The organism is Priestia sp. YIM B13551 (assembly GCF_042787905.1).
Taxonomy (GTDB): domain Bacteria; phylum Bacillota; class Bacilli; order Bacillales; family Bacillaceae_H; genus Priestia.
The window spans coordinates 1294881-1318587 of sequence record NZ_JBHZOX010000002.1; the positions used below are offsets into that span (position 1 = coordinate 1294881).

Here is a 23707-nt window from a genome sequence, read left to right on the forward strand (position 1 = left end):
TTATCGACAGAAAATGTGTTTCCCGATTTGCTTAATTTGAGGACGTGACCAAATCCATGCGCTTGTTGCTGTATCCGGATTAAAGTAATAAATAGCATTCCCAGTAGGATCCCATCCGTTAATCGCATCCATAACCGCTTTTTTAGATGTTGGATTGGGTTCAAGCCAAATTTGCCCATCTGCTACGGCAGTAAATGCACGCGGTTCAAAAATAACTCCAGCGACTGTATTTGGAAATGACGGACTGTTAACTCGGTTCAAAATAACGGCCGCTACGGCTACTTGGCCATTATATGGTTCACCCCGTGCTTCACCATGCACGGCATTTGCCATGAGCTGAATATCGTTTTGTGAAAAACCGCTTGGTACATTCACCGCTGTTGGCTTTTGTGCTTTTTCTTTCTGTTGTTCAGAATTTCCTTTAGACGTATTACGCTGCGGCTGACTGGCAGGTTTTTTTGCTTGAGAAGATCCGCTTTGTGCTTTTTGCTGACCATTGTTCACCCTGCTTTTCCCACTGCTACCGCTTCCTTTAGACTGTTGATCAAGAGGCTGACCGCCATAGTGCGTAAACTTATTCCCTTTTCTAATTTGATTTTTCACATAGTTTTCGTGATATTTTGTTGCGTTGGCTAATTTAATCTTTGTTTGCCAGCCTGCTAAACCGTCAATCTTTTTAATGCCAAATTCATATTGAAAATTGCGCAGTGCCCAGTATGTGCTCCATCCAAATACACCGTCAATTTTCCCATTATAATAACCTAAATACTGAAGTCTCGACTGCAGCTCAATAACGTCATCTCCAACTGCTCCGTGTTGAATGACTTGATTTGAAAACGCGTGAGCGGCCTTTGGACTCACAACGGATGCTGCAATAAATGAACATATGCATATGAGACATGCATACTTTTTAAAACATCGAAATGATAACATGACAAAACCTCCTACATCGTATGTAACTGATAAGATGATAGGAGTATTTTTTGTAAAGGTTGTTTTTTTATACAAGATGCGCAAAATTTACCGAAATGAAAAAAACTCAGCTCGTAAATCTCTCAAAAAAGATTTACAAGCTGAGCCTAGACAATCGATGGCTGTTTGGCCTTTTTTACTTTTCTTAACGCCAGCCACCATAAATAAATCATAAATGGAATAATAATAAATACCCAATGATCCATTGTTTTTAAAATATAATCATATGTTCCATGTAAAATGAGCGGCGCAAATACGGAGTACAGCGTCCACTTCGTTTTTTCCTTTCCTTCAGAAAACTTTGCTTTCCCTAAATAATACCCCATAATGACGCCGAATAAAGCATGACTAGATACGGGTAAAAAGGCTCTTCCTAGCGCTGATTCTAAACCATTTGCAAATAAATATAAAATATTTTCAACGGTAGCAAAACCTAATGAAACAGCTGCCCCGTAAACAATTCCATCATAATGCTCATCAAATTCCACATGCTGATAAATCGTGAAATATAAAATGAACCATTTGAAAAATTCTTCTAAAAAGCTTGTCGTAAAAAATGCTTGAAGAAAAGGTGATTGAAAAACGTGTTCTTCACCAAATACATATTGAATAAACATAATTGGCAAAACAAGCATTGCTCCAAAAATAAATGTTTTTAATACCATTGAAATAGGCTCAGTTTCATATTCATCTTTCAAATAAAAAAAACTTAACAATGCCAATCCTGGCGCAATGCCTGCAGATACAATCGCCAACATAAATAGCGCCTCATCTCCTCTATTTTTTTTAATAGTAACATGTTATCTTTAGGATGAAAATCTCCGTCTATAATGTCCTTATCTTTATATGTAAATGCTCACATAACTTGCTGTCGATTTACAAAGCCTAACAAAGACCTTAAACAAGTATACCAAAAAATGTATCATACTTATATGAAAAATTGAAAGGAGCTCTCTATGAAAACTGTTTATATTCTTCACACCGGCGGCACAATCTCTATGAAAGAAGACATGGCAACTGGATCGGTAACACCAGATATTCAAAATCCGCTCCACCGCTCAACATCATCTGTTTCAGGTATGGCCAATGTAATCGTAGAAGAAGCATTTCATCTGCCTTCTCCTCACATTACTCCTAAGGAAATGCTTATACTTTCAAGAAAAATACGCGATAAAATTAATGAAGGCAAAATTGATGCAGTCGTGTTAACCCACGGTACGGACACGCTGGAAGAAACCGCTTATTTTTTAGATTTAACAGTGCATACAGATATTCCAATTGTCTTAACTGGAGCCATGAGATCAAGCAATGAAATTGGTTCAGACGGTCCTTATAATTTTATATCTGCGGTTCGGGTGGCTATTAGTGACGGTGCAAAGGGAAAAGGTGTCTTAGTTGTGATGAACGATGAAATTCATACCGCTGAAAATGTGACCAAGACCCACACAAGCAACGTGGCGACATTTCAAAGCCCTCAGTACGGGCCAATAGGATTAATCACAAAACGCGGCGTATCTTTTCACCACATGCCTACAGAACATGAATTTTATCCTGTCAATCAGATAGATAAACAAATCACTTTATTAAAAGCTTATGCAGGAATGGACGACCATTTATTTCGAGCAGTGGCTTCAATGAATGTTGATGGACTTGTAATTGAAGCCCTCGGTCAAGGAAATCTACCTCCTCTCACAATTCCAGGCATTCAATTGCTTTTGGAGCGAAAGATACCCATCGTGCTCGTTTCTCGCTGTTTTAATGGAATTGCTCAAGATGTATATGGATATGAAGGCGGTGGCAAGCAGTTGAAAGAGATGGGCGTTATTTTTTCAAATGGCTTAAATGGTCCTAAAGCACGCATTAAACTGTTAGTTGCTCTCCAAGTAACAACGAATCATGATGAGCTGCAGCAGCTATTTAATCATTAGTAAAACAACGCATAGAAGCCTATGCGTTGTTTTTGTTGATAATATGAGAAGCAATTGATTTTCCATGAAAACGTCCATTTTCGATAAAAATCTCATTAGCATTGTTTCCTGCAGCAATCACACCAGCGATATAAATTCCTTCCACGTTTGTTTCCATCGTCTCTTCGTTAAAAGAAGGGCGGCCTGTTTCATCATCTAATTCCACACCCATTTTTGTTAAGAACGAATGATCAGGGTGATAGCCAGTCATGGCAAAAACGAAATCGTTATTAATCGTAGATTCTTTCCCTTCCTGCTCATATGTTACCGTTTCATCCGTTATCTTTGTTACATGAGCATTAAAATGCATCCCAATTGTTCCATTTCGAACCAGCGCCTCAAATTCAGGCAATATCCAAGGTTTTACGCTAGGTGAGTAATCTGAGCCACGATAAATAACCGTCACCCTTGCATCACACTTCACCAATTCCAGAGCTGCATCGACGCTAGAGTTTTTTCCGCCTATAACGACTACATCTTTATCAAAGTACGGATGCGCTTCTTTAAAATAATGAAATACCTTTGATAAATCTTCACCAGGCACATTCATATAATTAGGATGATCGTAATAGCCTGTAGCTATAATGACATTCTCCGCTTCATATGTCTCTTTAGATGTTGTGACAATAAATTGGTTTTCCGCTTGTTTGTCTACTTGCAAGACACGTTCAAACGGCTGAATTCGAACTTGCTTGCGCTTCACCACTTCTCGGTAGTAAGCAAGAGCTTGGTTGCGCACAGGCTTACGATTTTCGGTAATAAAAGGGACATCCCCAATTTCTAGTTTTTCACTCGAACTAAAAAACGTTTGGTGGGTGGGATAGTTATAAATTGCATTCACAATGTTCCCTTTTTCAATTACAAGGGCATCAATACCTGTATGTTGAAGCTCAATAGCTGCTGAAAGGCCGCATGGTCCTCCGCCAACAATAATTACTTTTTCTTTCTTCATGCCTGTCACTCCTTCAGTTATAAACGCACCTTTTTTTTATTTTAACGCAGTGTAAAACAAAAAAATCTCCTCATTAATGATAGGAGATTTTTTCTATTTACGCAATTGTTCTGCTGTTCTGTTTTTAAATCCAGCCTCTGAAACGAGAGCCTTCTGCCATTTTTCTTACGCCTATCATATAAGCAGCTAGACGCATGTCGACTTTTCGAGTTGTAGAGGTTTCGTAGATGTTATTAAATGATTTAACCATTACTTTTTCAAGCTTTTCTTCTACTTCCTCTTCCGTCCAATAATAACCTTGGTTATTTTGCACCCATTCAAAATAAGAGACTGTTACACCGCCGGCACTTGCCAAAACGTCTGGAACTAATAAAATTCCTCTCTCTGACAAAATGCGCGTTGCTTCAAGAGTTGTTGGTCCATTTGCTGCTTCTACTACAATACTCGCTTGAATGTTATGGGCGTTTTCTTCTGTAATTTGATTTTCAATCGCAGCTGGAACTAGGATGTCACAGTCAAGTTCAAGTAGCTCTTTGTTGCTGATTGTATTATTGAATAATTTCGTTACTGTACCAAAGCTATCGCGTCGATCTAATAAATAATCAATGTCTAAACCGTTAGGGTCATGCAGCGCTCCGTACGCATCGGATATCCCTACAATTTTAGCGCCAGCGTCGTGCATGAACTTAGCTAAAAAGCTTCCTGCATTTCCAAACCCTTGTACTACTACCCGTGCACCTTGTAATTCAATGCCTCGTTTTTTCGCTGCTTCACGAATACAGATAGTTACTCCTTTTGCAGTCGCTGTTTCACGGCCGTGCGAACCACCTAAGACAAGGGGCTTTCCAGTAATAAAGCCCGGTGAGTTAAATTCATCAATCCGGCTGTATTCATCCATCATCCAAGCCATAATTTGTGAATTTGTAAACACATCCGGCGCTGGAATATCCTTTGTTGGTCCAACAATTTGGCTAATCGCACGAACATATCCGCGGCTTAAACGCTCTAATTCTCCAAAAGACATATTTCGAGGATCACAAACAATTCCACCTTTTCCTCCACCGTAAGGAAGGTCAACGATTCCACATTTTAAACTCATCCATATAGATAGAGCTTTTACTTCTTTTTCAGTTACGTTTGGGTGAAAACGAATTCCGCCTTTCGTAGGACCAACTGCATCGTTATGCTGCGCTCGGTGACCTGTAAAAATCTTAACTGATCCGTCATCCATACGAACAGGAATTTTTACTGTCATCATTCGTAATGGCTCTTTTAATAGTTCATACACTTCATCAGGATAGCCTAGTTTTTCTAACGCTTTATGTATCACTGTTTGTGTAGATTTTAAAACATCATGCTTCTCTTCTTGACTATTTTTACTGTCTTGCATCTTGTCGGCTACCATCTGTAAACCTCCTAAAATGTATCGAAAATTATTCGTTTTTAATTGAATGGTGCTTCTTTCATGACATAGTATACACCCTTAGTTTTACATTGCAAAGGAAAATATCGAACTTTTAGTATTTTTTGTGCTCTTTAAAGAAAACGCTTCCATTAACTTTACAAGGTATGCTACAATGTTTTAAGTCTGCCTCTTTTCTAGTATGCTTTAATCGTCTAAAAAAAATAAAAAACACCCGGTGATAAAGAGCACTTTCAACAACTTTGTACAAGCTGAAAGTGCAGCCACTCTTATTTTAATAAAAGTGCTTTATCCTTCACGGGTGTAATTATTTCAATTAAACAGTTAAGAAAAGACAGAGTTAATATACTCCAAAGCTCTCTTTTCTACTAACATTTTTCCATATTCATTTACGCGGTGCTTTGTAATTGTAGAGGGATTTCCATACTCCGCTAAAACCGCAATCATATTCCCCACTTCAGCCGGTGACAGCATGTGATAATCCAACAGCACGTAAAAACGTTTATCAAATGAATAGAGCACGCTATCCGTATCGTAAAAGTTCGACATGCGTTTGGTCAGCTGAATGACATCTTCAAATGAATCAAACTCAAAAAACATGTCTTCGCTTTCATCTAGCATGACCTGCATTTCAATGAAGTCTTCGAACTCGTCTTCATCTAACTCACCGTAGCTGGTTTCTTCTTCATACTGCTTTGTCACAAATACAACCATTCCCTGTGCTTGAAGTGAAAAAACTTCTACCGAAAGAGAATTTGTAGGTTCAAAGTTCAGTTCTTGAGAAGCTTGCTCTATCATCTCACGAAAGAGCTGCTTTACTTTGAATGTATCTGTCCATAGATCTTCTTTTGTTAACCCTCTTTCTTTTAAATCATCGTAGGTCAAAAAAACTTTTAGCTTATTATAGTTTAATCGTTCAAGCCTCATTAGCGTCCCTCCCCGCTTGCACTCATAACCACATGGTTCGATAATGCAGTATATGTATTTTTTGGAAAACGGTTCGTGATGTTTACTTACGAGTTTACAGGTTTATGATAGGAAAGACAAGCTATTCTCAATCAATTTCTGCTAATTTTTTTGTTAGCCAGCTGTTCCACTCTTCTTTTGTATTTCCTAAAATAAACGGCTGGGCCTCGCCTTTTCTTTTGCTATCTAAACCATCAAACACATAACCGCCTAATCCTACTTTGAGATGCGGGAATTTCTTTATCATTTGGTTCGTCAAATTTAGTGTTTTCTCAGCATTTTCCATCATTGTGCATGACATAAATAAAAACGTTGGGTCTACTTCTTTAACAATTAACTCAACATCTTTATCTTCAATGCTGCTTCCTAAATAAATAACCTCAAACCCTTTACGTCGTAAAAATAGCGTAAAGACTAGGAGTCCCACTTCATGTGTCTCGTTAGGCCCGCATACAGCAATCGCTTTAGGCAATAAGCCATTTGAAGGCAGCGAATAAAAAATCATGCTGATACGCGTTTTTAATACTTGAGTCGTATAATGCTCATGAGCACTTGTAATTTGCCCTTTTTCCCACATATCTCCAACCGTCACGAGTAGAGAACCCAAAATATCAATAACCACTTTTTCTACCGAATACAGGCTAAAAGCATGATTAATTAAATCCTGTGCTTTTCCTTCTTCAAAAGATAAAAGCATCGTTAACAGCTCATCCCTAATTTTTTGAGGGGAATCTACTTCTCCTTCTTCTTCAAACGTTCCTACTGTACTACTTTCCGTTTCTAATAACGAAACCGCTTGACTTATGGTAAAACCTCCGCTCACTTTTTCCGTGAGCCATTTTAATTTCCGCAAATCTTCCTCTGTATATAACCGATGCCCCGAATCGTTGCGGACAGGATTTAAAATTTGATAACGTCGTTCCCATGCACGCAAAGTTCCCGGCTGGATTCCGACCATATTTGAGATGGCTTTAATATTATACTTCCCTTCGTGAGCCATACGTAACCTCCAACTACTCTTCGTGAACTGTATCTATTAATTGAATTATAGGATAAGTTATCCTGTGTGTAAAATTTGTATATGCTATGTAAAGATTTTGTTCAAGGCTATTCTTTCCTTTTTAAAGTGATATAATGCGTTTGGGCTCTAGCTTGTAAACGGAGAGGCAATGAGGTTGTACCATATCCGTTACTGACAAAAAGAGGAATCTTTCTTTTTTCTTTCAGCCCTCCTAATTCATACATACCAAAATTAAATAAGCGTATCTGTCCCCCGTGTGTATGTCCGCTCAAAATTAAATCTACTTTTGATTCTTCATCTACATAATAGATAACATCAGGATTGTGGCTTAGAAGAATGGTAAGCTGTTCAGGTTCAATGGAAGAAACAGCTCTCTTTAGATTTATCTGACCTTCTGATAAATCATCTACCCCCGCAAAATGGCATGTAGTACCATATTTAGAAATGGCAAAGACATGCTCGTTTTTAAGGGCAATAACTCCTTCATCTTTAAGCATCTGCTTCAATTGCATTTGACTTACTTCGTAATCATTATTTCCCCACACGAAATAGACGGGTCCTAGCGTTTTAAGCTTTTGAATATTTTGACGAGTCCGCAATAAAGGGACTCCTCCTTCTAATAAATCACCGCCTATGATCACAAAATCTACTTCGCCCGGTATTTTTTCCAACAGCTTCGACGAAACTGTTCGCTTATGTATATCCGATATAAAAAACAGGCGCAAAGGCTGCTGATTTCCAGGAAATCTTGATAAATGAATCGTTCTTTCTTCGACATATGTACGATGGGCTTCTGAAAACATAAAAATCAGCAAGCCTATGCCTAACGCTAAAACAATTAAAAGAATAACCATATATTCTCCTTCTTTTCATTTTATACCCGGTGTGTTTCTGTTAAAGAAGAAAGGGCATAAATTATCGCAATTGTTAACAAACCTACTACTTGATAAAGCGCAATTGCACTTAACGATAAAATTCCTATCACACATAGACATGAAACAAGGTATTCATGCCATTTTACCTTATAGCCTTTTAGAAGCAACCGACTTTGCAGAAACACTTTACGAACTGCCGCCGACAGACAAAAAAGAGCCGTAAAAAACAAGATTATAACACTAAACACATCTAACGGATGTAAAATCATTTGAATAAGTAAATAGGTTAACGAAGCTTTTGAGCCTACAGCCGTCAAACTGCTGATATAATAACTGCATAACCACGCAGCCAGCAAGTTAAACCAATCCCTCACAAAAAAACCCCCTTCACTAAACTTCTATGTAAAAAGAGGCTTTTTCATGCGATTCTATTTGTTTTCATGATATAAATTAATTCCATAGGTTGACTGCATCCAGCGGAACGTTTCTTTTCGGTGCTCCCATGTTTCAGGCGTCGCCCATAACTCTTTGCTTCTTTTAATAATCTCACAGCGCAAATCTTGAAAAGTCTTTTCTGCTTTCTCGCTTTTTTTCCGCAGCTGTACAGTATAAAAGTAAAGTGAGACGGTAAGCAATAGAAACATCAAATGCCCCATGTTGCCTAACAAAAATGAAAAAAATTCGCTAAACGTCGTAAAAAAACCGCTTTGAAATATGAAAAAAAAGTAGCTAATAACAGCCGTTACACTGGCTAAAAACAAAAGCTTCCATTTTTTCTCTTTAGCTTTCAGCTTATTGACTGTCTCTTTTCTTTTAATAACGCTCGCTAATATATATTGAAGTGTTTCATCGCTTTCAAAGTCTATCACTTTGTTTTCCATCATTCCACCCCCTCGTATGCTAGTACAACATATGAGGGAACATAAAAGATTATGTGGGTAGCACTGAAAATAATGGCTGTTTCCTTAACCTTTACTGCATTAGTTCTTCTGGCTGTGCAGATTCCCCTTTTGATTTTCGTATCTGCAGGCCTAATAAAAAATCAATGAGAAAATGAGTAAAAATCGTGACATACAAATTTTCAGTCCACCAAAAAAGTAACCCTATTAAAAAGCTTAAAAACACAACCGAAATAAAAAGAAACCACTTTTTTAAATATCGAATGTGAACGAGTGCAAATACGATACTCGCCCAAAAAAGGCCAAACTGAACTTGTATAACCCCTCGAAATAGTATTTCTTCTGAACATGCAACGATTAGGCAAATAAGAACCAGATGAGGAACAGAACGATTAGCAAATAAACGTTCATTGATCCCTCCGTCATCGTATAAATGCTCAGGTACGCATTTCATTAGAAGTATATCTCCTCCTACTACCAAGAGAGCTGTTCCTCCCCCGTACAATAAAATAGAAGACCAATCCAGCTGAAAAAACTGCAAAAAGGAATTCCACGAATCGAATGTAAAAAAACCGATGCCTAAAGCAATGAAGCAGATGAGCAGCTGTGTTACATATAAATTTTTAACTAGCTCTGCATCTGTCATGGATGAAATAAGCTCTTGCTGTGATTTTGCCATTATATCTCTCCTTGACGAAGCAAACGAGCTAATTCTAATTCCCAGCCTTGAAATGTCCATTGCTCCTGCTCACCATTTGTTTTTTTATAGTTTTCTAAATCCAAGCCGCAGCAATCGCAACAATTCTCAAGCTCTGATTTTCCCGTTTCATCGAAATAGCCAAGCAGCACGTGACGACGGCATTCTTTTGTCTCAATAAACCCCTTCATCGCACGATACTTGTCATGTTTGTTTCGAAGACGTTTATTTACAGCTGTAACAATCGTTTCATGCAGCGATTCAGGAATTTTCCAGGGTTCAACATGTTCATTTTTCACTACATTTTCTCTGTACAAATAATAACGAATAAATCGCCAATGTGTTTCTTGAACACCCACTGTATAAAGAAAGTGAGACTCTACTTGTTTTAAAGGAATGGCCTGATCATGGTTTCGTAAATACGACAAGCAGTATAAGATGGTATCTGAAGAAGGAAGCTCAATTTCAAGTAAAGAATGAGCAAAATCATCGTCTCCTTCAGCATAAAGCAAGATCGCAATACTGTTTCGCTGATCGCGTCCACTTCTTCCAATTTCCTGTACATATGCTTCTAGCTGCGTAGGTGTATGAAAATGAATAACAAAGCGAACATTCGATTTGTTAACCCCCATTCCAAATGCACTTGTGCAGCAAATGATATCAAGCTGATTTTCTAAAAATTGCTGTTGAACAAGCATTCTTTCATTCGGTTCCATTCCCCCATGGTAATACTGCACTCGCTGTATCCCATTTTCCTTTAGAAGCTGTGTTAATGCTTCTGTCCAAGATCGGCTGGAACAATAGATAATTCCCGGACCTTGCAGTTCACTAACGTACATCAGTAACTTCTCTTTTTTTTCTTCAATACTTGCAACAAAATCAACTTTCATCGCAATATTACTTCGATTCATGGAATAGATGTGCTCGTTGACAGCAGGAAGCGATAAGTAGCGCTTAATATCTTCCACTACTTCCCTAGTCGCAGTTCCCGTTAATGCCAGACATAGCGGACTGCCAAGTTCCTTCCATATATCTCCTAGCTGTAGATAATCTAAACGAAAATCATGTCCCCACTGAGAAATACAGTGCGCCTCGTCCACAACGAAAAGGCCTACCTCTGCCTGCTTTAATGCTTCTACTACAACAGCATTTTGCAAAATTTCAGGAGATGCATAAATAAAACGATAAAAAGCTAAATTTTTTAGCGCTCGTTGTTTTTCTTCTTGTTGTAGGAAACTATTTAAGGCAATAACTCGCTTTTCTCCGCTTGCCTTTAGTTGTTGAACTTGATCTTCCATCAGTGAAATTAAAGGAGATACAATCAGCACCGGTCGGTTCAACAAATAAGCTGGGAGCTGATAGCACAATGATTTTCCTGTTCCTGTAGGAAGAACCGCTAACACATTATGACCCGTTAAAATATCTTGAATAATCTCTTTTTGTCCTAGTCGAAATTGGCTATAGCCAAATTGTTTCTGTAGAAGTTGTTCTATCTTCACATCAAACACCACTTTTTTTAGTATCAGGTAAAATGTTTTGCTAATACGAGACGAATCTGAAAATAGGTAACGTCGTCTTTTACTTCTTCCTTTATCACCTTTAATTTATTTGTACGCAAACCTTCAAAGGCTGAGACAATTTCTTCCTGCTGCTTAGGCGATACGTATGCATCGATTGAAAAAGATGGAACAAACAGAGCTAATTCTGCAATATGATCTTCAATTGTACTTTCTTTTAAACGCCTTATATAAGCAATTTCTTCAAGCGTCTTGCCTTTTTGAAGCCAGCTATACGTTTTTAACGTCGAGCTTGTCAAAGGCAATTCTAAATATAGATCACGTAAAAAAGAAGAAAGTACATGAAAGCTTTCATTATTTTTACTCACTTTTTCAATGATATGGTGAATAACCCCTAAAAGTTGAATATGAACATAATGCTCATCGAGTTCATATTGATATGCTAACTGATTTTTTGTAAAGCCTACTCTTTGGTATCCAGTCAGTTGCAAAACAAAAAGAGACGCGTCCCGTTCCGTACAACCTTTCAAGCACGTTCGGAGCTCTTCGAATAGCTCGGCCGCTAACTCTTGACGCGTTTGCTTTTGAGACATAATATACGTTTTGACCCATTGAATAACCTCAGGATTTTTGGAAATGGGTAAAAACCCTTTTTGAAAATACTGTAGGTTTGATAAGGTCTGAATGAACAAAGTGATTCTTGCTAAAAATAATTGAGTACTGCTTGCGAATTTCCATCCGTCTAAAGCTGGATGAAAGGGTCGAGCCGTCAGTTCATCTTCAAGGCGTGCTTGTCCCTTATCTGTCATCACATACTTTTGATTTTCAGTTTCTTCAATATACTGCTGTTCTTTTAAATATGCAACGCAGGTTTCAAAAGACCGTTTATCTAAGTAAACAAATGACTGAAAAAGAAACGAAATTCCAAAAATTTTTCCGTCTTGAATCGTTTGAGCTGACTTTTTACCTGTTAATAAATGATAAATACCATAGGCGGTTCGCTCACCTTTTAACTGTTTTATACAAAATAAAATGCTAACTTGAATATAATTCAAAGGTGTCAACTTCCTTTCTCATTCATTGTACCAAAAGTGACCAATAGCATGTGAGATAAAGGCTTTTTAGCTCTCCCCTTTATGTATCAAAACGTTTGGGTAAGTGAAGAAACCTTGATTTGATAAGCATTCTCAGTGACTTTTCTATTGAAAAGTTTTATAAATCATTTTACAATGAATAAGGAGAAATTTCACTCTTGATTCGCGAAGAGATTATATAATGAGAAATTTTCGAACACTTTACAGGAGGTCTTGTTATGCCAAAATATACAATTGTTGATAAAGATACTTGCATCGCATGCGGCGCTTGCGGAGCAGCAGCACCAGACATTTATGATTATGATGATGAAGGTATTGCATTCGTAACATTAGATGATAACCAAGGTGTAGTAGAAATTCCAGAAGATCTAGAAGATGATATGATGGATGCAATGGAAGGCTGCCCTACGGATTCAATTCGCGTAGCGGATGAAAAATTCGAAGGCGATGCTAATAAATTCGAATAAGTATTGAGCAAACCTGTAGTGTACATGCTGCAGGTTTTTTTATATATAAAAATCGCTCTCCCCGGGAGAGCGATTGAATTAAACAGCAATGCGACGCGTGATCCATTGCTTCATTTTTGAAAACAATAAGACAAAGATAACCCCTGTTGCTGCTCCTTTTATTAAGTTAAACGGCAAAATACCTGCAACGATATATTGACGTGCTTGTTCACTAGACATTTCTGGCGATTGTAAGAAGATTGTATACGCTGGTAAGAAGACATAATAATTTAAGACAGCCATGAGTACCGTCATTACCACCGTACCCGTAACCAAACCTATCGTTACGCCTTTAGCCGTTTTAAATCGGTTGAACATGTATGATACAGGAAGAACGAACAGTAAACCAGCCACAAAGTTCGCCACTTGACCAACTGGAACCCCTGTAGCACTTCCTTGAATTAAATAATTCAATAAATTTTTTATTCCTTCTACTATAACAGCAGCCATCGGTCCAAATACAAGTGCTGCTACGAGTGCAGGAATTTCGCTAAAATCAATTGTTAAAAACGGAGGTAATCCAGGAATTGGAAAATTAATCATCATTAAAATATAAGCAATACTACTTAACATTCCTAGTACAACCAGCTTTTGAGTTTTCTTACTTTGTTGCATCTTGCCTCTCTCCTTCTTTGTGATCCACTCTTCAAAGAAGAAAGGTTCAACTTTATATCCCCACGCAAAAACCTCCCAACAAATGATTCGTTGAGAGGAGACATGGCAGGCATATTTAATAAACGTTCATCACATTAGGTTTTGAACGCTGAACCTCCACCTTCTCCCATCCAGACTGTACTGTCGGCTTTGGAGTTTCACCAAATCTGCTCGTATGTATTACATATAAGCTCGCGGGCTCAAAACAATTTGTTTTTTACCGCCGGTCGGGAATTTCACCCTGCCCCGAAGATAGACCAATATTTAATTATGAATTTATTATATGTTATCTCGAATTAAAAGTAAATAAAGAAGTTTTTTAATTCCTATTAAATTGATGACTTTTATAAACTTCATTACTGTTTTTATATGTAAAATAAGTAAATAAGTGCATAACCAACAGCATTATGACATATTTATAGTTCCAATTTACGTTTATAATTGTGTATTTGATAACTAATCGTAAAGTTTGAAAAATATAATTGACAGAATTTTTTTAACATGGTAAATTATCAAATATTTGATGATAGTAAAATCCAAGGGAGATGTTCACGTCATGTATAATGTGTTAGTAGCTGATTCAATTAGCAATGAAGGTCTTGCTCCACTACTTGAAGCTCCTCATGTGAATCTTACGCGAAAAAAAGTTGAAGAAGTTGAGAATGATTTGCATACGTACGATGCGCTTTTAGTACGGAGTGCTACGACGGTTACAGAGGATTTGCTGGCAAAAATGCCGAATTTAAAAATTGTTGCTCGCGCTGGAGTAGGGGTCGATAATATTGATATTGAAGCCTCAACCAAACGAGGGGTTGTCGTTATTAACGCGCCGAACGGAAATACCATTTCAACGGCGGAACATACATTTGCTATGATGGCTAGCTTGTTTCGTCATATCCCCCAAGGAAATGCTTCAGTTAAAGCGCGCGAATGGAACCGCTCAGCATTTGTTGGAACAGAGCTTAACCGCAAACACCTGGGCATTATCGGATTTGGACGAATTGGCTCAGAACTTGCCAAACGCGCAAAAGCCTTCAATATGAGCGTTCACGTTTACGATCCTTTTTTAACCTCTTCCCGAGCTGAAAAGCTAGGAGTAGAACTATTATCCCTGGATGAATTACTAGCAGCAGCGGATGTAATTACCGTGCACACTCCGCTTACGAAAGAAACAAAGGGATTGCTCAATCATGACACATTAGCCAAAACAAAGAAGGGTGTGTTTTTATTAAACTGCGCGCGCGGCGGAATCATTGATGAAAAAGCCTTAGTTCATTATTTAGAAATTGGCCATGTTCAAGGTGCAGCTATTGACGTATTTGAAGTTGAGCCGCCGATTGATAACCCTTTGTTACATTTTGATCAAGTTATTACAACTCCCCATTTAGGAGCTTCTACAAAAGAAGCCCAGCTTAACGTTGCTGAGGACGTGGCACATGACGTTCTGCGTTTTCTAGAAGGTAATCCTGTAAGCTCATCCATTAATTTGCCAACGCTTTCTAAAGAAGTTTTTGAAAAAATTCAGCCGTTTACGAGCCTTACTAAACAAATGGGAGCCATTTTATCTCAATGCATGCGAGAACCTGTTCAGCATATCTCTATCTCCTACGGAGGTACAGTGACGGATTTGGAAACCACTTATATTACACGGAGCTTGTTATCAGGCTTTTTAACTCATCGGATCGACTCACCTGTTAACGAAGTCAATGCTTCTATGATTGCCAAAGAACGAGGAATTACATTTGGTGAAAAAACATCGGAAGATACGCAAGGATATTCCAATATGATTGACGTTACCGTAACAGGGGAACAGCGTACATTTACCATTACGGGCACCTATATAGCAGGCTATGGACCTCGAATTATTAATATTGATTCGTTTGATATTGATTTTTATCCGGAAGGACATCTTCTTTATATCCGTCACAGTGATCAGCCCGGAGTTATTGGAAATGTAGGGAAAGTACTTGGAGATTTACGTATTAACATTGCTACCATGCAAGTGGGCCGTAAGCAAAAAGGCGGAGAAGCCATTATGATGCTTACGTTTGATAAACTTTTAGATGATTCTGTCATTTCCTCGTTAAAACAAACAAGCGAAATTGTGACCATACAGCGTATTGAATTGTGACATTAAAAAAAGAGCCTTAGCGGCTCTTTTTTTATGGACTTATCTTTAACACTTGTCCTGCATTTAACATCGTATTTTCTAAATGATTCCACTTTCTTAGCTGATCAATATCTACTTCATATTTGACTGCGAGCTCAGATAATGTATCTCCTTGATGGATAAGAATACAGTTATCAGAAGTCTGATGTAACTGCTGAAAAACCGTGGCAGCTAAATCGCTTTTTACGTATGCCGATAGTTTTTGCTTGTCCAATTTGGCAAGTGGGTTTACTGCATTGGTTTTATCCGGATTCCAACTTCCTTGATGAACTTCAAAATGCAAATGTGCACCTGAAGATCGCCCTGTATTGCCAACTCGTCCAATGTTTTGACCTGCGGCTACACGATTTCCTTCTGCAACAAAACGTTCCTCTAGATGAGCATAGACCGTTTCGTATCCATTTGTTTGTTTGATAAAAACAACCTGTCCGTATGTATTTGAATAGTAAGAGCGACTCACCACTCCTTTTGCAACAGCATACACCTGTGTACCAACAGGTGCTGCTATATCAATTCCAAAGTGTTTGGCGTGACGAGAACCAAATATATCAGTTAAGACTCCTTCAACCGGCCACTCCCACTGCTTCTCTTCTGCTTTTACCATTTGCCCGCCCAAAAATAAAAGACCTATACACAATCCCATTACTAATACAACCAATATTCTTCTTAACACGTCAATCATGAAGAAAGAACCTCCTATGTAGATCATTGCACACAAAACATACTATATGCCAATTCCTTCTCTTTTAGACTTGTTTATAGAAAAAATAAAGAGATGTGATTTTCCACTGAATCACATCTCTTTGCTATTCTTATTATTTCAGCCGAACAAACTGTTATTTAGCATGTGCTTACTTTGGCAGTTTAATAAAGAAAGTTGTTCCTTCATTTAATTCACTTTCAACCGCAATGATCCCTTGATGTGCCTCCACAATATTTTTGGCGATTGCAAGCCCAAGACCAGTTCCTGACTTCCCTCTTGTTCTGGCTTTATCCGCTTTATAAAATCGTTCAAATACAAATGGAAGATCTTCTTTCGGAATGCCTGCTCCTGTATCTTGAACAGAAAGATGGATTTCGGATTGACTTTTATCAAGATGCAGCTTTACTTCTCCGTAGTCATCCGTATGACGAATGGCATTATCAATTAAGTTTGTCAGCACTTGTTCCATACGGTCTGAATCAATCATCGCTTCAAATTCATCTTCTATTTTTCCATTAAGAGACAGTTTAATATGTTTTTCTTTAGCTAACCCTTGAAACTTACGCAAAACACGTTCTGTAAATTCAACCATTGCTACAGATTCTAAGTGAAGCTGCACATGTCCCGCTTCCATTCGCGCCAAATCTAAAAGTTCATTTACAAGCCGGCCCATACGGAGTGATTCATCATAAATCACCTGTGCAATTTCTTTCTTTTCTTCATCCGTACTTGCAATATCGTCAATAATAGCTTCACTATAACCTTGAAGCATAGAAATAGGTGTACGCAATTCATGAGACACGTTTGCAATAAAATCTTTTCTCGATTTATCAAGTTTACGCTCTTCAGACATATCACGTAGTACAGCTACAGCACCGCGAATTTTCGTTTGATTATAGAGCGGTGACATTAAAATGACCCACGTTTTCCCTTGAATTTTCAATTCTGCACTTCGCTCCGTTTCAGTCTCTACTACCGTTTGAAACAAATGGACGACGTTTGCTGGAAGCTCAGGGACCTGCTGATTGTTGACATCCTGCTCGTAATACCAAGTCTGAAGAAAATGCTCCGCTGGGGGATTGGTAATTAAAATCGATCCGTCTCTACTAAACGTAATAACACCGTCTGCCATACTGCTTAAAATACTTGAAAGCTGCTCTTTTTCCTGATTGAGCGCATTGAGGTTAAACTTTAACTGCCTGCCCATTTGATTAAAAGCAATCGCTAACTCTCCAATTTCATCGTGAGTTAAAATAGGTACTTTTGTATCAAAGTTGCCTTTTGTTACTTCAAATGCCGCCTGCCTCATTTTTCTAAGAGGCGCTGTAATTCGAGTGGATAAGAAAAAAGCAAAGATAGTAGTTAAAATAATAGCAATACCTGCAGCCAATAAAATGAACTTAGTCGTATATTGAGCGGGTTCTTCAATTTCAGAAAGAGATTGATACAAATAAACGCCGCCTGTTGGTTTGTTATCTTTCATTAAAGGTACACCGACAACAAACATTAAAGGCTCATCACTCGTGTCTTTCTTTGTAGTCATGTACATTTTTTCCCGTATTACTTTACCTTTTTCAACCACTTGATTTAGCTGATCGTTTTGTTTAACAATGGCCGAAATAGCTTTCTTATTTTCTTTATCAGGATGTGTGGAATGCCAATAAAAATCTTTGTCTTGAACAATAACTACACTTGCTTGGTCTGCAAGTTCACGAGCAATCGATAGTCCTAGTTTTTCATCGTCCGTTTCCTGCACAATGGTAGAGATTTTAGCAGCCGTTTTAGTTAAACGGTTTTCTGCATCTACAACATGATAATTTTCAAAAAACTGAAGCAGTAAAATGGTCAAAATAAATAAAACAAGCGTGACGAGCAATAGGATAGTAAACCATAGTTTACCAACTACACTTCTCCAAAACATCAGTTATTTTCAACCTCAAATTTATACCCTACTCCCCAAACGGTTACAATCATTTTCGCCGCTTGTGACGATACACGATTTAACTTTTCACGCAAACGCTTGACGTGCGTATCTACCGTACGAAGATCTCCAAAGAAATCATAATGCCATACTTCACGTAGCAGCTGCTCTCTGTCATATACTTTATCTGGCGTTTTTGCGAGATAGCATAATAATTCATATTCTTTTGGAGTTAAGTTAACTTCTTTTCCGTCTGCTGTAACGCGATGTGCATCATTATCAATCGTTAAGTGATCAAAGACAATAAGATTTTTCACGCTCGTTTCTGGTTGAATAAACGTTGCTTGAGAAGAACGTCGAAGCAGTGCTTTTACGCGAAGAACCACTTCTCTTGGGCTAAACGGCTTAACGATATAATCATCTGTACCTACTTCAAACCCTTGGACTCTGTTTACTTCTTCCCCTTTAGCTGTAAGCATGATAATAGGAGTTGCTTTTTTCTCCCGAATTTGTTTACAAACCTCAATACCGTCTATGCCGGGCATCATTAAATCTAATACAATCAAATCATAATCTATGTGTAACGCTTTTTCGATTGCTTCATGCCCATCGGCTGCTTCTTCAATGATGTATCCTTCTTTTTCTAAGTACATTTTTAACAATCGTCTAATGCGATCTTCATCGTCTACTAGCAGTAATCTTTGTTCGTTTTGCATGTATTTTCAACCTCCTAGTCTTAGTGTACAAAAAAAAACCGGCGAGTTCTACTTATGATACCCAAACAATGTGACAATTCGTGAACACCTTTACAAAAAACAGCTTTTTTTACCCAAAAGAAGCTGAGACGCAACGAAATCCATGCAATCTACAGCTGAATAAATAAAATAAAGAAGCTAGTAGGGATCGCTTGTTCCACGGCTATAAGCACCTACATACATGAACCCTACGTTCACCATCTCAATGAAAAAATCCGAACGAATGAGATTCTCCATCAAGAATCTCATTCGTTCGGATCTTCCTTCAACTAAAATATCTTTGTTTCAGCCTCTATTCTATTTTTAAAGGTTACGCATATGAATGTAAACCTGCAATAATTAGGTTCACAGCAACTAAGTTGAACATAATGATGGCAAACCCGCCAACTGCCAGCCAAGCTGATTTTTCACCGTGCCACCCTTTAGACAGCCGAAGATGAAGAAAAGCGGCGTAAAATAAAAAGGTGATCAGCGCCCACACCTCTTTAGGGTCCCACCCCCAAAAGCGCGTCCAGGCCATCTGAGCCCAAATCATAGCGAAAATAAGTGCTCCTAGTGTAAAAATAGGAAATCCAATCGCCACTGCTCTGTAGCTTACTTCATCAAGCAAGTCGCTGTTTACCTGCTTCACAAGCGGCTGCAGCGCGGCTCCAATTCGCTTCCGTAAAATAAGACGAATCAGCCAATATAAGACAAAGCCACCGGCTAACGACCAAATAACCGTATTTAATTTTTTAGCATTGATAATAGCGGGCATATCAATAAGCGGCTGTATATCGTTCCCGTCTGTCCACTCACTTTGATGCGGCCCCACTAGCGGAACCATATGATATACGACTTGCTCTTGTTCTCCACTTTTATTAACCCAATTAAATGATGACTCGTAGTGAGCCGCATTAAAAGCCAGCGTCACCGCTACAAACCCAAGCGTACTAATAAGCGTATACAGGATGAATTCCAGCCAAAATGCTTTTTTATTTCGCTTGGATTGGTCAATCGTTTTGATTAAATAAATCAATCCTGCAACAAAGCTAATGGAAAGCACGGCTTCACCCGTAGCAGCAGTTGTAACGTGAATATGCAGCCAATTCGTTTGGAGAGCCGGTATCAGCGGCGTAATTTCAGTTGGAAACATGCTTGCATAAGCAATGATCAAAAGAGCCACCGGCAATGCAAACAGTCCAAGCATGCTAAGACGATAAATAAAGTAAATAACAATAAATGCGCCAACAAGCATCATGCCAAAAAACGTCGTAAATTCAAATAAATTACTAACAGGAGCGTGGCCTGATGCAATCCACCTTGTAATAAAGTAGCCAATCTGTGCAATAAAGCCGATGATGGTAACCGCAATTCCAAACGTTGCCCACTTTGTTTTCTTTTGAGCTGCTCGCTTATCTCGAATAGCTCCTCCGAAAAAAAAGGTTGCAACTAAATAAGCAATAAACGCCACATACAGTAAATTACTACTTATACTCGCGTAATCCATGCTTTTTCCTCCTATTTTGTTTCTTTATCATTTTGGTCCTTCAGCTGTGTAAGGGATGTTGATTCTAATAAACCATTTAGTTCTTTTTTAAGCCCATACCAGTTTTTATTTGTATGTGCGGCCAACCATATCTCATTATTGACTTTTTGAATCCACATGCGGCGATGATTCCAATACATCCCTTGAATCACACCAATCATAAAGATTGCTCCGCCAATTCCTAAAAACCAAAGCGTATAGTCTCTGCGAACGGTTAATCCCGTTACATTTTTCGTTTCCACACCAGCAAAGGTCATTTTATAATCGTTATTTCCTAGCGGCTCCAAGTTCTCTCTAATTCCAACAAAAGCAACTTCCCCTTTTTTATGCTGAGGCGTAATCATTTTAAATACAAAAGCCGGATTGTTAGGCACTCTGGTCTTTGTATTTGGATTTCCTTCATCATCAAAGAAAAAGTCTGGAAAGTAACTCATGAGCTTGACTTTATATCCGTTTTTTAAATCATATGTTTCTTTTGGATTATGTAAATCTACTGTAAGTGAACCAATGTTTCTATTTGCATTTTTATCTGTTAAATGGAAAGACATAGAGCTAAACTCATTTAACTTGAAGTCCACTTGGTACATGGCATATCCTTCAAACTTAAGCGGCTGATTCACCCGAATCTCTGAATCTTTTATTTTCTTTAACTTTGGATCTGCTCCCGGTATAAGCTTTCCTTCGCGCTTATACAAACTAACATCCGCTTCATATTTTTTGGCTACTTTATTATTCCCTGCACGATCAATTGCTTCTTGGAACACGGCGCTTTCGCTATCTTTATCATACGTTTCAACAGTAAAACGATGGTTTTTCAAAAAATACTCTCCGTTCGTCCCAGGAATAACTTTTGTTTCACCTTCACGGATCCAAAGAACTTCATCTATATACATACCTGGTACAAATCTAAGCATAGCACCTAGTAAAAAGATAATGAGACCGATATGATTAATATATGGACCCCATCTTGAGAAGCGTCCTTTTTCAGCCAGCAGATTGCCGTTTTCTTCACGAATGGAGTATCTTCTTTTTTTAAGCATGCTTTTTACATGTTCATAATCTTGATCCGTCCACGATGATGAAGTGCTATATAAACGCTGTCTTTTTAAGAAGTTTGGATGTTTTGTTACACTCTGCTTTTTTAGAGCTCGGTACAAAGGCACGACTCGATCTAAACTGCAAATGACTAACGACATTCCTAAAGCAGCAATTAAAAGCAAGTACCACCACGATTCATAGAGGTGATGAAAACCTAACTTATAATAAAGTTCTCCTGTCCATCCATATTCCTTTTGGTAATACTCATCTGCTGTCACATTAGGAGGTATGTAAGCTTCTTGAGGATAAATGGTTCCGACTGCAGACGCAACAAGCGTCACAATAATGATCCAAATACCTACTTTTACAGAAGAGAAAAAGTTCCATATTTTATCGATAACTGTTTTATTGTACGTTTGCGATCGCCTTGCGCTTCCTTCATAACGCATATCTACTAATTTATCAGTTGTTTCTTCTGCAATCGGCTTACCACAGGCTTCACACAAAATCGTACCATGCGGGTTAACGTGTCCACATTCACATTTTACGTGTTTCATTGTCAACACTCCCTATGGTTTAATTTCTTCCATATATTCTTTTATTTTAGATTCTTCCAATCCCCCAATAAAACTGTCTACAATCTTTCCGTTTTTATCAATTAAAAATGTAGTCGGCAGAGGATCTATTCCGTATGCACCCAAAACTTGTGAATCTTTATCCATCAAAATCGGAAAAGATAGCTCATATTGTTTAGCAAATTGCTCTACTGCTATATTCGTTTCTGCAACGTTAACAGCTAGAATTTCAACACCTTGCTTTTTATATGATGCATACTGCTTTTCCATAGCCGGCATCTCTTGTTTACAGGGCTTGCACCATGTTCCCCAAAAATTCAAAAAAACTCCTTTGCCTTTGTAATCTGATAGCTGATGAGTTTCTCCATTAACATCTCTTAATATAAAGTCAGGTGCCTTATCTCCTACTGATACCTTTTGTTTATCAGCAAAAAATTGAGCATAAAGGGTATATCCAACCGCGCACAGCAAAACTGCCAATATAACTGTTCGAATAATCAAGCGCTTTTTTTTCATGGCACGAACTCCTTTTAACCGCTTTCAATACGCTTTTTTCTATCATTATATCATTTTTGTGGTAGTGGCTTTCCAATAATATTTCGACGTTTCTGTGAAGTCTTCCTCTCATTCTACAAGTTCGACATTTTTTCAAAAAACCTTGCTTGTTTTTCTAATTCACGACATTTTTCATAAAAAAAAACAGGTAAGTGAAAATTACTTACCTGTTTGAGACATTGAATATAATTGTTTGACTTCATGCGCTGTAAGCTCACGAGCTTCGCCTGCATTTAATCCGCGTAAATCTAAAGGTCCGTAGCGTTCACGTTTTAATTTTAAGACAGAATGCCCAATTGCATCGAACATGCGACGTACTTGACGATTTTTCCCTTCATGAATCGTCAATTCCACAATCGCCGTCTGCTTGCTTTTATCAATAGAAAGAACTTTTGCACGAGCTGGTGCTGTTTTTCCGTCCTCTAGCATCACACCGCGCTGCAGCTGTCTGATTTTTTCACGACTTGGAATTCCTTTAATTTTAGCCACATAAACTTTGTCCACTTCAAATTTAGGGTGCATTAGCTGATTAGCAAATTCACCGTCGTTTGTTAAAAGAAGTAAACCCGACGTATCATAGTCTAGACGTCCAATTGGATAAATTCTTTCTTCTACATGTGGAAAGAAGTCAACGACTGTTTTTCTTCCCTTGTCGTCGTTAGCAGCTGAAATTACGCCTCTTGGTTTGTATAACATAAAATAAACGGGCGCTTCGCTTTCTACCGGCACTTCGTCTACTTCAATTTTATCGTTAGGACCTACTTTCGTGCCCAATTCTCTTACAACTTTTCCATTTACTTTCACTCGGCCTTGGCCGATTAATTCTTCAGCTTTACGTCTTGATGCTACACCTGCGTGAGCAATCACTTTTTGTAATCGTTCCATTAACAATTCACCTCTTGTAACATCTTACTTGTTT

The 23707-nt window shown here is 38.2% G+C and carries 23 protein-coding genes and 1 riboswitch; of the genes, 3 read left to right on the plus strand and 20 right to left on the minus strand.

Annotated elements, in window-relative coordinates:
• Positions 1–933 (minus strand): spore cortex-lytic enzyme, encoded by a 933-nt coding sequence (gene sleB / locus ACFX4N_RS16235; RefSeq protein WP_013059033.1) that lies wholly within the window; start codon positions 931–933, stop codon positions 1–3.
• 146 nt (positions 934–1079) lie between these two features.
• Positions 1080–1730, minus strand: a complete 651-nt coding sequence (prsW, locus tag ACFX4N_RS16240) for a glutamic-type intramembrane protease PrsW (RefSeq protein WP_013059034.1) — start codon at positions 1728–1730, stop codon at positions 1080–1082.
• Between the two features lie 198 nt (positions 1731–1928).
• Here prsW and ACFX4N_RS16245 point away from each other — a divergent pair, with 198 nt between their 5' ends.
• Positions 1929–2900, plus strand: a complete 972-nt coding sequence (locus ACFX4N_RS16245) for an asparaginase (protein WP_029320392.1) — start codon at positions 1929–1931, stop codon at positions 2898–2900.
• 19 nt (positions 2901–2919) lie between these two features.
• Here ACFX4N_RS16245 and ACFX4N_RS16250 read toward each other — a convergent pair whose 3' ends face one another.
• From ACFX4N_RS16250 to ACFX4N_RS16295, 10 genes are all read right to left on the minus strand, one after another.
• A complete protein-coding gene (locus ACFX4N_RS16250; RefSeq protein ID WP_057273987.1) occupies positions 2920–3891 on the minus strand; it encodes a YpdA family putative bacillithiol disulfide reductase in 972 nt (323 codons plus the stop codon).
• Between the two features lie 124 nt (positions 3892–4015).
• Complete coding sequence (locus ACFX4N_RS16255) at positions 4016–5281, minus strand: Glu/Leu/Phe/Val family dehydrogenase (protein WP_370506064.1); 1266 nt, start codon at positions 5279–5281, stop codon at positions 4016–4018.
• 357 nt (positions 5282–5638) lie between these two features.
• The gene (locus tag ACFX4N_RS16260) at positions 5639–6241 is read right to left on the minus strand and encodes a genetic competence negative regulator (RefSeq protein WP_057273988.1); all 603 of its coding nucleotides are present in this window, start codon (positions 6239–6241) and stop codon (positions 5639–5641) included.
• A gap of 127 nt (positions 6242–6368) precedes the next feature.
• On the minus strand, positions 6369–7280 hold the full coding sequence (locus ACFX4N_RS16265; RefSeq protein WP_025750422.1) for a MerR family transcriptional regulator: 912 nt from the start codon (positions 7278–7280) through the stop codon (positions 6369–6371).
• 107 nt (positions 7281–7387) lie between these two features.
• Complete coding sequence (locus tag ACFX4N_RS16270; RefSeq protein WP_057273989.1) at positions 7388–8155, minus strand: metallophosphoesterase; 768 nt, start codon at positions 8153–8155, stop codon at positions 7388–7390.
• 20 nt (positions 8156–8175) lie between these two features.
• Positions 8176–8550, minus strand: coding sequence for a hypothetical protein (locus tag ACFX4N_RS16275; RefSeq protein WP_013059041.1), 375 nt, complete (start codon positions 8548–8550; stop codon positions 8176–8178).
• Positions 8551–8604: 54 nt separating this feature from the next.
• Entirely contained in the window at positions 8605–9057 is a 453-nt protein-coding gene (locus ACFX4N_RS16280; protein WP_029320381.1) for a DUF2663 family protein, read from the minus strand.
• Positions 9058–9148: 91 nt separating this feature from the next.
• A complete protein-coding gene (locus tag ACFX4N_RS16285) occupies positions 9149–9754 on the minus strand; it encodes a CPBP family intramembrane glutamic endopeptidase (RefSeq protein WP_013059043.1) in 606 nt (201 codons plus the stop codon).
• A complete protein-coding gene (locus ACFX4N_RS16290; RefSeq protein ID WP_057273990.1) occupies positions 9754–11271 on the minus strand; it encodes a RecQ family ATP-dependent DNA helicase in 1518 nt (505 codons plus the stop codon). Before ACFX4N_RS16290 ends, ACFX4N_RS16285 begins: the two co-directional genes overlap by 1 nt.
• A 23-nt stretch (positions 11272–11294) precedes the next feature.
• Positions 11295–12344 carry a YpbB family protein gene (locus ACFX4N_RS16295; RefSeq protein ID WP_013059045.1) on the minus strand — a complete coding sequence of 350 codons (1050 nt, stop codon included), beginning with the start codon at positions 12342–12344 and terminating at the stop codon, positions 11295–11297.
• 257 nt (positions 12345–12601) lie between these two features.
• On the opposite strand from ACFX4N_RS16295, the gene ACFX4N_RS16300 reads away from it, so the two are divergent.
• Positions 12602–12850, plus strand: a complete 249-nt coding sequence (locus ACFX4N_RS16300) for a ferredoxin (protein WP_013059046.1) — start codon at positions 12602–12604, stop codon at positions 12848–12850.
• 78 nt (positions 12851–12928) lie between these two features.
• Here ACFX4N_RS16300 and ACFX4N_RS16305 read toward each other — a convergent pair whose 3' ends face one another.
• The gene (locus ACFX4N_RS16305) at positions 12929–13504 is read right to left on the minus strand and encodes an ECF transporter S component (RefSeq protein ID WP_013059047.1); all 576 of its coding nucleotides are present in this window, start codon (positions 13502–13504) and stop codon (positions 12929–12931) included.
• 154 nt (positions 13505–13658) lie between these two features.
• Positions 13659–13801, minus strand: a riboswitch (FMN riboswitch).
• A gap of 298 nt (positions 13802–14099) precedes the next feature.
• Between ACFX4N_RS16305 and serA the strand changes: the two genes are divergently transcribed.
• Positions 14100–15674 carry a phosphoglycerate dehydrogenase gene (serA, locus tag ACFX4N_RS16310; protein WP_057273991.1) on the plus strand — a complete coding sequence of 525 codons (1575 nt, stop codon included), beginning with the start codon at positions 14100–14102 and terminating at the stop codon, positions 15672–15674.
• A 31-nt stretch (positions 15675–15705) separates the two neighbouring features.
• On the opposite strand, the gene ACFX4N_RS16315 is transcribed toward serA, so the two are convergent.
• From ACFX4N_RS16315 to ACFX4N_RS16345, 7 genes are all read right to left on the minus strand, one after another.
• Entirely contained in the window at positions 15706–16395 is a 690-nt protein-coding gene (locus ACFX4N_RS16315) for a peptidoglycan DD-metalloendopeptidase family protein (RefSeq protein WP_057273992.1), read from the minus strand.
• Positions 16396–16564: 169 nt separating this feature from the next.
• Complete coding sequence (locus ACFX4N_RS16320; protein ID WP_028410715.1) at positions 16565–18337, minus strand: ATP-binding protein; 1773 nt, start codon at positions 18335–18337, stop codon at positions 16565–16567.
• Complete coding sequence (locus tag ACFX4N_RS16325; protein WP_013059051.1) at positions 18337–19053, minus strand: response regulator transcription factor; 717 nt, start codon at positions 19051–19053, stop codon at positions 18337–18339. The genes ACFX4N_RS16320 and ACFX4N_RS16325 overlap by 1 nt, the downstream gene beginning before the upstream one ends.
• A 349-nt stretch (positions 19054–19402) precedes the next feature.
• On the minus strand, positions 19403–20581 hold the full coding sequence (gene ccsB, locus ACFX4N_RS16330; protein ID WP_057273993.1) for a c-type cytochrome biogenesis protein CcsB: 1179 nt from the start codon (positions 20579–20581) through the stop codon (positions 19403–19405).
• A gap of 11 nt (positions 20582–20592) precedes the next feature.
• Positions 20593–22215, minus strand: coding sequence for a cytochrome c biogenesis protein ResB (gene resB / locus ACFX4N_RS16335; RefSeq protein WP_057273994.1), 1623 nt, complete (start codon positions 22213–22215; stop codon positions 20593–20595).
• A 12-nt stretch (positions 22216–22227) separates the two neighbouring features.
• Positions 22228–22749: a thiol-disulfide oxidoreductase ResA gene (resA, locus tag ACFX4N_RS16340; RefSeq protein WP_013059054.1), complete on the minus strand. Its 522-nt coding sequence runs from the start codon at positions 22747–22749 to the stop codon at positions 22228–22230.
• Between the two features lie 198 nt (positions 22750–22947).
• The gene (locus tag ACFX4N_RS16345) at positions 22948–23673 is read right to left on the minus strand and encodes a pseudouridine synthase (protein WP_013059055.1); all 726 of its coding nucleotides are present in this window, start codon (positions 23671–23673) and stop codon (positions 22948–22950) included.
• Positions 23674–23707 lie beyond the last annotated feature (34 nt).